Below are 12,899 nucleotides of genomic sequence, written 5' to 3'. Positions count from 1 at the left end.
GCGTCGCCACGCCGAGGTCGGCGTCGTGGTCGGCCCCGCTGCCCGGGGACGCGGGAGGCGCCGTGGCGGGTGCCCGGCGCACCCGGCGACCTGGCAACATGGCGGCCGTGATCGACGCCGACGCCGCCCTCTCCGCGCTCTCTCTGCCCGACAAGTGCCACCTCGTCGCCGGGGCGTCGAACTGGAGGACCCGGGCGTTCCCCGAGGCCGGGATCCCGCAGATGAAGATGAGCGACGGCCCGACGGGGATCCGCGGCGAGGGCCACGGCAGCTCCGGGACGCCGGGCGTCGCCTTCCCCGCCGGCATCACACTCGGCGCGACGTGGGACCCCGACCTGCTCGTCGAGATCGGCGACCTCGTCGGTCGCGAAGCGGTCCGCAAGCGCGCCCACGTCGTGCTCGGACCGACGGTCAACCTGCACCGCACCCCGATCGGCGGGCGCACCTTCGAGTGCTACTCCGAGGACCCCGAGCTGTCGGGAGCCCTCGCCGTCGGCTACGTGCGCGGCGTCCAGAGCCACGACGTCGCGGTGACCGTCAAGCACTTCGCGTGCAACGACACCGAGATCGACCGGATGACGGTGGACGTGCGCGTCGACGAGCGCCCGCTGCGCGAGCTCTACCTGCGGCCCTTCGAGCGTGCGGTCACCGAAGCCGGCGCGTGGGGGATCATGAGCGCGTACAACCGGGTGAACGGCGACTTCGCCGCCGAGAACCGTCGCCTGCTCACCGGCATCCTCCGCGACGAGTGGGGCTTCGACGGCTTCGTCGTGTCCGACTGGTTCGGGGTCCACGAGCCGGTCGGGGCGGCGAACGCCGGGCTGTCGCTCGAGATGCCCGGCCCCCCGCGCGTCTACGGCGCGGGCCTGCTCGACGCGGTCGAGCGCGGCGACGTGACCGAGGAGACCGTCGACGGTCTCGTGCGCGACCTGATCACGGTGATGAACCGCACCCGCGTCGACGAGCGCGACGCCGAGGGCGAGGAGGGGTCCGTCGACGATCCGACCGAGCGGGCGCTGACCCGGCGGGCCGCGATCGCCGGGACCGTGCTGCTGCGCAACGAGCCCGTCGGGGGCGAGGGCGCGCCGGTCCTGCCGCTGCCCGCAGCCGTCCTGACCTCGATCGCCGTGCTCGGCCCGAACGCGGTCGTCGACCGCTCGATGGGAGGAGGGTCGGCCAGCCTCGTCCCGTTCGACCACCGGACGCTGCTGACCGCCGTGACCGAGCGCCTCGCCCGGGTCGCCCCCGACGCACGGGTGACGCACGAGCCGGGGGTGCGCATCGACCGCCTCACGCCGATCGCCCGCCGAGGCGAGCTGCGGACGCCGAACGGGGAGCCGGGGCTGCGCATCGAGTACGTCAACGGCCGCGACTGGGACGCGCCCGCCGTCGTCGACACCGTCACCGGGACCTCGATGATCCGCTTCTTCGGCACCACCCCCGACCAGGTGGACGCCGACGCGTTCGGAGCGCGCGTGACCGGCTCCTACGTCCCCGAGGTCGACGGACCCCACGAGATCGGCGTCGTGTCCACCGGACCGGTGACGATGACCGCCACCGCGCCCGACGGCACCGAGGTCGTGGTCGTCGACGACCCCGAGATGGAGATCCCCCGCACCCGCGAGTTCTTCGGCTACGGCAGCGAGGAGAGCGTCGCCACCGTCGACGCCGTCGCCGGCGAGCCGATCGAGCTGTCGGCGAGGTGGACGACGGCCGAGGACAACGGGTTCGCGGCCCTGCGCATCGGGGTGCGCCCCCCGGACCCCGACGACCTGTTCGAGCGCGCCGTCGAGGCCGCGGCGAGCGCCGACGTGGCCGTGGTGGTCGTCGGCACGAACGACGAGTGGGAGACCGAGGGCTTCGACCGCGAGGTGATGGACCTCCCGGGACGCCAGAGCGAGCTCGTCGAGCGAGTCGTCGAGGCGAACCCGCGGACCGTCGTCGTGGTCAACGCCGGGTCGCCGGTCACGATGGACTGGGCCGGCGACGACCACCCCGCCCCCGCTCCCGCGATCGTCACCTCGTTCTTCGCGGGCCAGGAGCAGGCCGAGGCCATGGTCGACGTGCTGCTCGGCGTCGCCGAGCCCGGTGGGCGCCTGCCGACGACCTACCCCGCTCGCCTCGCCGACCACCCCGCCGTCGAGAACCACGCGCCCGACGCGAGCGGCGACGGCCCGGCGCGCCAGCGCTACGACGAGGGTCTGCTCATCGGGCACCGCCACTACGAGAGCTCCGGGGTCGCGCCGCGCTTCTGGTTCGGCCACGGTCTGGGCTACGGCGAGGTCACGTGGGGCGACGTCACCCTGGACCGGACATCGGCCGCGGTCGACGAGCTCGGCGCGCACCCCGTCGCCGCCTCGGTGCCGATCGAGTGCACCTCGCGGCGCTCGGCGACCGTCGTCGTGCAGTGCTACGTCTGCCCGATCGACCCACCGGTCGACCGCCCCGTCCGCGAGCTCGCGGCGTGGGTGAAGACGGTCGTCGAGCCCGGCGCCACCGGCACCGCGCTCGTCGAGCTCGGACCCGCCGCGTTCGACCACTGGGACGTGGAGTCGGGCGCGTGGACCGTCGCCGCCGGCGACTACGACGTCGTCGTCGCCGCGTCGTCGGATCCCGCCGCCGAGCACGCACGCATCCGCGTCACCCTCACCGACCCGGGCACCTGACGCCTCGCCGCCCGACGGGTCCGTCGCGCCGCCCGGCACCCGCCGTCGAGCGCTCTAGATTGCTGCCCCATGACGGCGACGGCGACGCAGGACGGGGATCGGACGGAGATGCAGCACTGGTGGCAGGACGCGGTGGTGTACCAGGTGTACGTCCGGTCGTTCGCCGACGCCGACGGCGACGGGATCGGTGACCTCGAGGGGATCCGGCGCGAGCTGGAGCACATCGCGTCGCTCGGCGTCGACGCGATCTGGCTCAACCCGTGCTACCCGTCGCCGCAGCGCGACCACGGCTACGACGTCGCCGACTACTTCGCGATCCACCACGAGTACGGCGACCTCGAGGTGTTCGACCGCCTCGTGGCCGACGCGCGCACCCGCGGTCTCCGGGTGCTCATGGACCTCGTCCCCAACCACTGCTCGGACCAGCACGCCTGGTTCCGGGCGGCGACGGCCGCCGCGCCCGGCAGCGCGGAGCGGGCGCGCTTCTACTTCCGCGACGGGCGCCCCTCCGCGGACGGCAGCGATCCGCACGGGAGCCCACCGAACAACTGGATGGCGGCGTTCGGCGGGACGGCGTGGACGCGCGCGAGCGACGACGACCCGCAGTGGTACCTGGGCACGTTCACCCCCCAGCAACCCGACTTCGATCACACGAACGCCGACGTGGCCCGCATGTTCGCCGAGGTGTTCGAGTTCTGGTTCGACCGCGGCGTCGAGGGGTTCCGCGTCGACGCGATCACCCCGGTCGGCAAGGACCCCGACCTGCCCGACGCTCCACCGGTGCCGCCGGGCACCGACGAGCTCCAGGTCGCGTGGGAGAACCCGCACACCGTGTTCCGCCCCGAGGGCCACGACGTGTGGCGGGCGTTCCGCACCACGATCGACTCCTACATGGCCGCTCACCCCGGCCGTGACCTGATGATGGTCGCCGAGTCGTACATGAACGCCCGACCCGATCTGGTGCGCGCGTTCGTGAACCCCGAGCAGTTCCACCAGGCGTTCGCGTTCGACCTGCTGCTGTCGCCGTGGGACCGTGCGCAGATCGAGCGGGCGATCACCGACTCGATCGACATCGTCGAGACGGGGGCGACGCCGACGTGGGCGCTCAACAACCACGACGTGCAGCGCATCGTCACCCGGCTCGGGCGCGCCACCGCGACCGATCCGGCGAGCGTCACGAACAACGCCCTCGGCGCCCAGACGAGCCCGGTCGACCTCGACGTCGGACGGCGGCGCGCCCGCGCCGCGATCGCGCTCGCGATGGCCATGCCGGGATCGATCTACCTGTACATGGGCGAGGAGCTCGGACTGCCCGAGGTGCTCGACGTCCCCGACGAGCGACGTGAGGACCCGGTCTTCCTGCACACCGACGGAGCGAAGATCGGTCGGGACGGGTGCCGGATCCCGCTGCCGTGGACCGACGACCCGGCCACCTCCCACGGCTTCTCCAGCCCGGGCGACGCCGGGACCGTAGCGGAACCCTGGCTCCCCCAACCCGAGGGGTGGGGTGAGCGGGCGGTGCAGCGCCTCGACACCGACGAGACGTCGATGCCGGCGCTCTACCGCGAGCTGATCGCGCTCCGCCGCGACCGAGCCGTCGCGCAGCGCGATCCCGTCGAGCTGCTCGATCTGGCACCCGGGCTCGTCGCGCTCCGCCGCGGCGCGCTCGTGGTGCTCACCAACGTCACCTCGTCGCCGATCGCCGTCGACGCGCTCGGCGACGTCGACGGAGCGACTCCGCTCTTCTCCTCCGAACCGTCGGAGATGCACACCCCCGGCGTGGTCCCCCCGGACTGCACCGTGTGGCTGGTCGACGACGTCGAGTGAACCCGTCCTCCCACATCGACCGGCACCAGCCGGTCGGCGTCGTGGGCCGTCCGCCGGCCGTGACGACGGCCCCCGGGCTGCGTTGGGTGGCCGGTCCCGGGCGCTCGTACCCTGGCGCGATGGGCAACCCCTGGTTCGAATCCGTCGCCGTGGCGCGCGAGCGCGCCCGCCGCCGCCTCCCGGCATCGGTGTTCTCCGCGCTGATCGCCGGCTCCGAGCGCGGCCTCACCCGCGACGACAACGTCGACGCGTTCGCCGAGCTCGGGCTGCGGCCGGTGACCGCCGGTCAGTCTCCCCTGCGCGACATGGCGACCGAGGTCATGGGCCAGCAGATGTCGATGCCGGTGATGATCTCGCCGACCGGCGTCCAGGCCGTCCACCCCGACGGCGAGGTCGCCGTCGCACGCGCCGCGGCGGCGCGCGGCGTGGTCATGGGGCTCAGTTCGTTCGCCTCCAAGCCGATGGCCGAGGTGATCGGCGCGAACCCGCAGACGTTGTTCCAGATCTACTGGGCGGGAGACCGCGACTCGATGGTGGGTCGGATGGAGCGGGCCCGTGCAGCTGGAGCGGTCGGCATGATCCTCACCCTCGACTGGTCGTTCGTCCACAGCCGCGACTGGGGGAGCCCGGCGATCCCCGAGGAGATCGACCTGCCGACGATGCTGCGCCACGCACCCGAGACGATCGTCAAGCCGCGCTGGCTCGCCGACTGGCTGCGGTCCGGCTCCATCCCCCAGCTCGGCGTCCCGAACTTCCCGGTCACGGCCGACGAGCCGGTTCCGGGGTTCTTCGAGGCCTACGGGGTGTGGATGGGCACGCCTCCCCCGACCTGGGACGACGTCGCGTGGCTCCGGTCGCGGTGGGACGGCCCGTTCATGGTCAAGGGGGTGACGCGCGCCGACGAGGCGCGCCGGGCCGTCGACGCCGGGGCGAGCGCCGTCTCCGTGTCGACGCACGGCGGGAACAACCTCGACGGCACCCCCGGCGCGATCCGGATGCTCCCGGAGGTCGTCGACGCCGTCGGCGACCAGATCGAGGTGGTGATGGACTCCGGGATCCGGCGCGGCAGCGACGTGATCAAGGCCCTCGCTCTCGGCGCCAAGGCCGTGATGATCGGGCGCGCCTACCTGTGGGGTCTGGCGGCGAACGGCCAGGCGGGGGTGGAGAACGTGCTCGACATCATGCGCGCCGGGATCGACTCGAACCTGCTCGGGCTCGGTCACGCATCGATCCACGAGCTGACGCGTGACGACGTCATCGTGCCCGACGGCTTCTCGCCACCGGTCGAGGACCGAGCCGCCGAGAGCTGAGCCGCCGAGAGCCGCCGAGAGCTGAGCCGCCGACAGCCGCGCCGCCGACAGCCGCGCCGCCGAGAGCCGCGCCGCCGAGAGCTGAGCCGCCGAGAGCCGCGCCGCCGACCCGGTCGCGATCGTCGACCGGGCACCGTCCGGCGACGACCGGTGCCGATCGGTGCGAGACTCGCGGCGATGCGACTGGGCGAGGCGACGTGGCGGGAGGTCGAGCGGCGCCGCGCCCCCGACGACGACGGGACGCTGGCCCCCGTCGTGCTCGTCCCGGTGGGGTCCACCGAGCAGCACGGACCCCACCTCCCGATCGCCACGGACACCTTCGTCGCCGAGGAGATCGCCCGGCGCGCGCTCGGGAGGACGTCGGGCCTCGTGCTCGGACCGACCCTCACGGTCACGGCCTCGGGCGAGCACGCCGGGTTCGCGGGCACGCTGTCGATCGGCACCGAGGTGATGGCGCGGGTGGCGATCGAGCTGTGCCGCAGCGCGGACTGGGCTGCGGGGATCGTGTTCGTCAACGGGCACGGCGGGAACCACGAGGCGCTGACGTCCGCGGTCGACGTGGTGGTCGCGGAGGGTCGTCGCGCGCTGTCGTGGTGGCCACGCTGGCGGAGGCGGCGCGACGGCGGCCCCCCGGACCTGCACGCCGGGCGGATCGAGACGTCGCTGATGCTCGCGATCGACCCGGGCCTGGTGCGCCTGCAGACGGCCGCGCGCGGCCCGCGCACCGAGCTCGACGAGCTGGTCCGCGAGCTGCGCGCCCACGGGGTGCGCCACGTCAGCCCGAACGGGGTCCTCGGCGACCCCGACGGCGCGTCCGGGGCGGAGGGCGAGCGGTTCATCGCGGACTTCGTCGCCGACCTGGTCAACGCCGTCGAGCGGTGGCGGCCGGTGGACGATCGGCCGGGAGGGCGCACCGACGGGATCGCGGCGAGCGGCGACCCGCCACCGCCGCAGCCACCCGCGCCGACGGGACCGACGTCTCCCGACCGTCGGCCGACCGCGACGCACGCCGTCGACGAGACGTGAGGTACGTGGTCGACTCGTCGTGGATCCGCACCGGATCCGGCGGGCGCGTCGTGATCGCCGGCTCACCGCTGCGGCTCCTGCGGCTCACCGCGGCCGGGGCGCGCGTCGCCTCGGCGATCGAGGCGGGCGCCGACGTGGATCCGTCGTCGCTGCTGGACCGGCTGCTCGACGCCGGGGCGGTGCACCCCGTCCCTCCCCCGCGGACGTCGGGCGCCGCCGGCGCCGAGCGGTCGGGGTTCGGCGTCGACGACGTCACCGTGGTCACCCCCCAGCTCGGCGGCCGGGTCCGCGACGACGGGCGGGTGACCGTCGACGACGGGTCCGACCCGCCGCTGGCCGGAGCGACCGTGCGCACGGAGGTCAACCACGGACCCGCGGCGGCCCGCAACCGCGGGCGTCGACGGGTGACCACCGACCTCGTCGCGTTCGTCGATGCCGACGTCGACACCGAACGCGGAGGGCCCTCCCCCGAGGGATCGGATCCCCCGTCGGCCGGCGGGACGTCGACCGAGCCGGCGACGGGTGCGCACGACGACGTCGGCGGCGGCCCGCCGGCCTGGCTCGACGCTCTCCTGGGCCACTTCGACGATCCACGGGTCGGGCTGGTCGCCCCCCGGGTCGTCGGTGAGTCGGGGTCGCCGCTCGACCTCGGCGACGAGGCGGCGCTCGTCCGGGCGGGGACCCGGGTGTCGTACGTGCCGTCGGCGGCCATCGTCGTGCGCTGCGCCGCGCTCGACGACGTCGGCGGCTTCGACGAGACGCTGCGCGTCGGGGAGGACGTCGACCTCGTCTGGCGCCTCGCCGAAGCGGGGTGGCGGTGCCGGTACGAACCGCGCTCGACGGTGTGGCACGAACCCCGCTCGGGTGTCCGCGCCCGGCTCGCCCAGCAGGTCACCTACGGCACGTCGGCCGCGCCGCTGTCGTTGCGCCACCCCCACGCCCTGACCCCGTTCCGCTCCAACGGCTGGACGGCCGCGTCGTGGTGCCTGGCCGCCGTCGGTCGACCGATCGCGGCCGTCGCGGTGGCCGGCGCGAGCGCCGCGGCCCTCGTCCCGAAGCTCCAGGGCGTCGCGGCGACGACATCGCTGCGCCTCGCGACGCACGGGCACCTCGCGGCGGGGCGTCAGCTCGCCGATGCCGTCCGCCGCGCCTGGTGGCCAATCCTGGTCGCCGCCTCGCCGTTCTCGAGACGGGTCCGACGCGCCCTCGCCGCCTCGCTCGTCCTCGGCGCGCGGTCGGCGACCCGTGACGTCGCCTACGGCGTCGGGGTGTGGATCGGGATGTGGCGGTGCCGGACCTCGCGTCCGATCGCGCCGACGATCTCGTCGTGGCCGTCGCGGCGTGACCGCTCGACCGCCCCGCCCTCGTGACGAGCGACGACGACCGGTCGCGCCGACGATCCCGGCCGCCGGCGCACCGCCGCCGGCGCGCTCGTCAGCCTCCGATCGCCCGGTAGGCGCGCTCGGCCGGCCCCCGGCCGAACCTGCGGTGCCACCACGAGCCCACGGCGATCAGCACCACCCAGAACGACAGCGCGAAGCCGAGCGACGTGCCGAGCCCGCCGGGCCGCACCACCCCGAGCCAGTCGACGAGGAGGTTGAACACGAGCACGTGGGCGATGTACAGCGTGAGCGTCATCTGGCCGGCGCGCCGCAGCGGGTCGACGAGCGCCGCCCCGACCCCCGTCGCCCGCTCGACGAGCGCCCGAGATCAGCGCGTGCGCGAGCAGCGCGGTCCCGAGCGCGCTGGCGACGTAGAGCCCGCCACGCTCGCCCGGGCTCAGGGAGAGCAGCCGGGACGACTCCGGGGACCCGGCGAAGCGCGACGCGATCGCCGCGCCGCCCACCAGCACCGCACCGAGCGCAGCCGTGGTGAGGTCGCGATCGCGCACGTGCAGCAGCCGGCCGAGGACGATCCCCGCGCACAGGAACGCGAGCCACGGCAGGAGCGGGTGGGTTCCGACGACGAGCACGTCGATGAGCACCCGCCGGACGGAGCCGGGCGCCGGGTCGAGGAGCCACGACACGTCGCCGCCGTCGGCCTCGCGCCGCACGACCCAGGCGCGCAGCGCCCACGCGGCGATCACGACACCCGCACCGACCGCGGCGATCCACCGGGTCGCGAGGGTGAACAGCACCGCGGCGAGCACGAACATCGCTCCGTAGTAGACGATGATCGTCCCCGGCCAGACGATGTCGAGGAGCAGGCCGAGGAGGTAGAGCGCCATTCCCCGGCGCACGAGGCGCCACCGCATCCGCGCCACCGCGGCCGCCGACCCCGCGACCCCTCGATCGCGCTCGGCGACGACGCGGCGCGTGAGCAGCGTGATGCCCACCCCGGCGGTCAGCACGAACGTCGCCGCGAAGCGCGTCGACAACGGCCCGGCGAACGGGTCGAGCACCCGGGCGACGGTCCCCGACCCCCGGTCGGCGCCGCGGTTGATCAGGTAGCCGTGGTAGTTCATCACGACGACCCCGACGAGCGCGAGCGCCCGCACCACGTCGGGGCCGACGAGCCGGTCGTCGGACTCGGTCGGCGTTCGTGCCACGCCGGATGCTCGCGCCGCGGGCACGGGGGCGCCGACCGGCGCGACGCCGGGCGCGCGGGCGTCCCCCTCACCGGTGGCCGAGTCCCCCGGTCCGGACGCGGTGGTCGCGCCGGAGCCGGGTCCGGGTGCGTCCCCGGCCGGGGCGTGCACGCCTCGAGCGTCGTCGTGCGGCGGCGGGGGGCGCTGCGGGGCGCTCACGTCACCGCCACCGGTACCGATCGACGGTCGTCGCGTGCAGGGGGCGCTGCACGTCGACCCAGTCGCCGACGCTCGGCAGCGGGTCCCCCGCCGCGACGAGGGCCATCGAGGTGTGCATGTGCGGCGGCTCGAGCAGCGGCAGGCGTGACCGGGCGTGGTGGAACGGGCTGCGTCCGTCGGCCAGCGGCCCGACCCCGTTCGCGGTCCCGGCGCCGATCATGACCAGGTGCCCGTCGACGTCGATCGTGCCCTGGCGGTAGCCGGCGGTGTCCCCGACCGACACGGGGCGCACGTCGAGCACGTCGGCCTCGAGGTGCAGCGCGGACTTGTCGCCGTGCCACAGCGCCGTGCCGCAGCGAACCCGGTACGAGTGGGTCGCGGGGAGCGAGGCGTAGCGATCGGGGTCGAGGTGGCTCCACCCAGACCGTGGTCGCCGGATCGACGTGGTCGAGCGCCGAGACGACCTGGCGCGCCCGGTCCTCGACGCGTCCCGCGAGGGGGAGGGTGCAGCGCCACGCCGACGACGTCCAGCCCGCGCGCTCCGGCCTCGTCGACCAGGCCCGGATCACCTCCGTAGCGGCGCATCTCGGTCGCCAGCTTGACGATCACCCGACCCGGCCACCCGTCGAGCGCATCGAGGTGCTCGCGACGCCCGACGGTGAGGATGGTGCGATCGTGAGGGTGCCCGTCGCCGGGCGCCTCGAGGGCGGGGGTGAGCACGACGACGTCGAGATCCACCGGGAGGCCGCCGAGCTCGTGGACGGTCCCGACGGCGACGGTGTCGCAGAACTCGGCTGCGATCTCGGCGAGGTGCACCCGCCCCAACCCGTAGCCGTTGCCCTTGACCACGGGGACCAGACCCGGGACGGATGCGGCGTAGGCGGCGACCTGGCTGCGCCAGGTCGCGGTGCGCACGCTGAGGCGGACGGTCACGGCGATCGACGGTAGCGCTGGCGGGGGGCGCCCCGTCGGCCACCTCGCCCGTCGCGGGCGTCGCCGGCTCGGCTCAGTTGCCGGCCGGGTCGCTGAACGTGTCGCAGACGTTCGGGTCCGCTCGCTCGAAGCCGAGGGTGAACCACCGGACGCGCTGCTCCGACGATCCGTGCGTCCAGCTCTCGGGGTCGACGCGTCCCTGCGTCTGCTGCTGGATCCGGTCGTCGCCGACCGCGCTGGCGGCGTCGATCGCCTCCTGGATCTCGCCCGGCGACTCGAGCAGGCCGCGCTCGGCCGCGTCGGCGGCCCACGCCCCCGCGAAGCAGTCGGCCTGCAGCTCGAGCGCGATCGAGTAGGCGTTCGCGTTGCGCGGATCGGCGTTCTGCAGGCGGTTCATCTCGGCGTTGATGCCGAGTGCGTTCTGGACGTGGTGCCCGTACTCGTGGGCGACGATGTACTGGGCGGCGAGGTCCCCCTCGGCGCCGAACGACGACTGGAGCTGCGCGAGGAAGTCGAGATCGAAGTACACGAGCTCGTCGGCCGGGCAGTAGAACGGCCCGGTCTGGGCCGACGCCTGGCCGCACCCCGTGTTGGTGAACCCGGAGAAGAACACGGTCTGGGTGACCGGGTACCGCCGGTCGGCGAACGATGCGGGGAACTGGTCGATCCAGTACTCCTGCACGTCGACGGTGGCACCGCACAGGATCTGCTCCTGCTCGCTGCTGCACGCCTCGGAGTCGCCCCCGGTCGAGGCCTGCGACGCCTGCCCCCCGGCGGACTCGCCGAGGCCGAACCCGCCGTCGCCGCCGAGCCCGCCGCCGAGGAGCTTCGGGAGGATGAAGGTCGCCGCGAGCACGAGCAGGGTGACGCCGATGCCGCCGAGCTTGCCGGCGCACCCACCACCACCGGAGCGGCGACCGCGTGCGCCGGATCGCAGGGCGCCGCCGAGGACCTGGCCGAGGACGGCGCCGCCGATGCCGCCGCCACGACGACCGCCGAGCGCCCCGCCGAGGCCGCCTCCGAGACCACCGCCCCCACCACCGCCTCGACGATCCTGGATCATCGAGGAGTCGCGCGACCGGATCTTCGTCATCCGGCAATCATTCCAAACCCGGTACCCGCCCACCACTTCCACCCCCGCCCTCGTGCGCGTCGCCGAGGTGGCGGGGCGCGCCGGCGTCCGGCTCGGGTCGCGGCGGGGCGCCGAGCGGGTCAGCGTCCGCGCATCGAGCGGCGCAGTCCGCGCCAACCGACCGCACCGGCGCCGATCAGCGGGCCGGAGTCGGCGAGCCGGGACGGGGTGATCCGCGCTCCTCGGCTGTACGGGAGGCGGGTGCGCTCGTCGAGCGCCGTCTGCGCGGAGTGGAAGAACGTCGCTCCGAACCCGAGCGCCACGCTGCCGCCGACCACCACCAGCGACAGGTCGAGGGCGTTGCACACCGAGGCCGCGGCGCGACCCACGAGGCGGCCCGTGCGCTGCATGATCTCGTACGTCGGCTCGGTCGGCGGCCGGCCGGTGATCGACTCGATGGCGAGCCCCGACGCCTCGGCCTCGAGGCACCCCTGGGCTCCGCACCCGCAGCGTCGCCCCCCCGGCTCCACGATCACGTGGCCGATGTGGCCGGCGTTGCCGGTGGACCCGTCGAGCAGCTCGCCGTCGAGCACGACGCCGCCCCCGACCCCGGTCGACACGGTCAGCGCGCAGAAGTTCGGGTGCCCCTGGGCCGCGCCGAGCCACCCCTCGGCGAGCGCCAGCGCCTTGGCGTCGAGGTCACCGAAGACCTTCAGCTCGGTCAGGTCCTCGAGGCGCGCCCGCAGCGGGAAGCCACGCCACGCCGGGATGTTCACCGGCGACACCGTCTGGAGGTGGCGCTCGACGGGGCCGGCCGCGCCGACGCCCACGGCCCGGATGCGCGAGCCGTGCTGCGCTCCGGCACGCTCGACGATCTCGCCGACCATCGTCGCGAGCGAGCTGAAGTGCGCCTCGGGGACCGCGTCCCGTTCGACCTCCACCCGGCCGCGGTCGATGAGCTCGCCGCGGGCGGTGACGAGACCGGCGGCGAACTTCGTGCCGCCGATGTCGATCGCGAGCACCACGTCGCGCAGCGGCGGGGACGGCTCGACGACCTCGTCGATCGCGGCATCGTCGAGCTCGGCGTCGTCGACCGCGGCACCGTCGTCGACGGAGCCATCGCCGTCCCCGACGACCGCGTGGTCGGACCGATCGCGCGCCACGTCGCCGGCGTTCGCCGGCCGAGCGGCCCCGTGGACGCCGTCGGCGGGTGCGGCGCGGGTCGACCGGTCTCGTTCGCGGTCGCTCGGCCGGTGGTCGGTCATCCGGGTGCGACGGTACCGCCCCCGCCCCCGCCCTCGGCGCTGCGCCGTCCGGCC

Annotated in this window: 11 protein-coding genes; 6 read left to right on the top strand and 5 right to left on the bottom strand. The window is 74.6% G+C overall.

Annotated features, from left to right (window positions below; translation table 11 throughout):
* Window positions 1-107 precede the first annotated feature (107 nt).
* The 5 genes from ACOOHC_RS03540 to ACOOHC_RS03520 all read left to right on the top strand — a co-directional run bounded on the left by ACOOHC_RS03540 (window position 108) and on the right by ACOOHC_RS03520 (window position 8,199).
* On the top strand, window positions 108-2,666 hold the full coding sequence (locus ACOOHC_RS03540; protein WP_420452635.1) for a beta-glucosidase: 2,559 nt from the start codon (window positions 108-110) through the stop codon (window positions 2,664-2,666).
* A gap of 69 nt (window positions 2,667-2,735) precedes the next feature.
* The gene (locus ACOOHC_RS03535) at window positions 2,736-4,493 is read left to right on the top strand and encodes an alpha-amylase family glycosyl hydrolase (RefSeq protein ID WP_420452634.1); all 1,758 of its coding nucleotides are present in this window, start codon (window positions 2,736-2,738) and stop codon (window positions 4,491-4,493) included.
* A gap of 119 nt (window positions 4,494-4,612) precedes the next feature.
* On the top strand, window positions 4,613-5,803 hold the full coding sequence (gene mftD / locus ACOOHC_RS03530) for a pre-mycofactocin synthase MftD (RefSeq protein ID WP_420452633.1): 1,191 nt from the start codon (window positions 4,613-4,615) through the stop codon (window positions 5,801-5,803).
* Between the two features lie 177 nt (window positions 5,804-5,980).
* Window positions 5,981-6,829 (top strand): mycofactocin biosynthesis peptidyl-dipeptidase MftE, encoded by an 849-nt coding sequence (mftE, locus tag ACOOHC_RS03525; RefSeq protein WP_420452632.1) that lies wholly within the window; start codon window positions 5,981-5,983, stop codon window positions 6,827-6,829.
* Window positions 6,826-8,199: a glycosyltransferase family 2 protein gene (locus tag ACOOHC_RS03520; RefSeq protein WP_420452631.1), complete on the top strand. Its 1,374-nt coding sequence runs from the start codon at window positions 6,826-6,828 to the stop codon at window positions 8,197-8,199. Before mftE ends, ACOOHC_RS03520 begins: the two co-directional genes overlap by 4 nt.
* Before the next feature lie 64 nt (window positions 8,200-8,263).
* Here ACOOHC_RS03520 and ACOOHC_RS03515 read toward each other — a convergent pair whose 3' ends face one another.
* Window positions 8,264-8,467 carry a DUF418 domain-containing protein gene (locus tag ACOOHC_RS03515; RefSeq protein WP_420452630.1) on the bottom strand — a complete coding sequence of 68 codons (204 nt, stop codon included), beginning with the start codon at window positions 8,465-8,467 and terminating at the stop codon, window positions 8,264-8,266.
* Between the two features lie 338 nt (window positions 8,468-8,805).
* On the opposite strand from ACOOHC_RS03515, the gene ACOOHC_RS03510 reads away from it, so the two are divergent.
* The gene (locus ACOOHC_RS03510; RefSeq protein ID WP_420452629.1) at window positions 8,806-8,994 is read left to right on the top strand and encodes a hypothetical protein; all 189 of its coding nucleotides are present in this window, start codon (window positions 8,806-8,808) and stop codon (window positions 8,992-8,994) included.
* Window positions 8,995-9,576: 582 nt separating this feature from the next.
* Here the strand turns inward: ACOOHC_RS03510 and ACOOHC_RS03505 are convergent.
* The 4 genes from ACOOHC_RS03505 to ACOOHC_RS03490 form a co-directional block, all read right to left on the bottom strand.
* Window positions 9,577-9,858 (bottom strand): hypothetical protein, encoded by a 282-nt coding sequence (locus tag ACOOHC_RS03505; RefSeq protein ID WP_420452628.1) that lies wholly within the window; start codon window positions 9,856-9,858, stop codon window positions 9,577-9,579.
* Complete coding sequence (locus ACOOHC_RS03500; RefSeq protein ID WP_420453849.1) at window positions 9,792-10,424, bottom strand: alanine racemase; 633 nt, start codon at window positions 10,422-10,424, stop codon at window positions 9,792-9,794. The genes ACOOHC_RS03505 and ACOOHC_RS03500 overlap by 67 nt, the downstream gene beginning before the upstream one ends.
* A gap of 157 nt (window positions 10,425-10,581) precedes the next feature.
* On the bottom strand, window positions 10,582-11,601 hold the full coding sequence (locus tag ACOOHC_RS03495; protein WP_420452627.1) for a neutral zinc metallopeptidase: 1,020 nt from the start codon (window positions 11,599-11,601) through the stop codon (window positions 10,582-10,584).
* 119 nt (window positions 11,602-11,720) lie between these two features.
* The gene (locus ACOOHC_RS03490; RefSeq protein WP_420452626.1) at window positions 11,721-12,845 is read right to left on the bottom strand and encodes an ROK family protein; all 1,125 of its coding nucleotides are present in this window, start codon (window positions 12,843-12,845) and stop codon (window positions 11,721-11,723) included.
* Between the last annotated feature and the right edge of the window lie 54 nt (window positions 12,846-12,899).

This window comes from Ilumatobacter sp. (assembly GCF_965215205.1).
Taxonomy (GTDB): Bacteria; Actinomycetota; Acidimicrobiia; order Acidimicrobiales; family Ilumatobacteraceae; genus Ilumatobacter_A.
The sequence above is the reverse complement of the archived record's forward strand: the minus strand, read 5'-3'. Positions and strand labels throughout refer to the sequence as shown.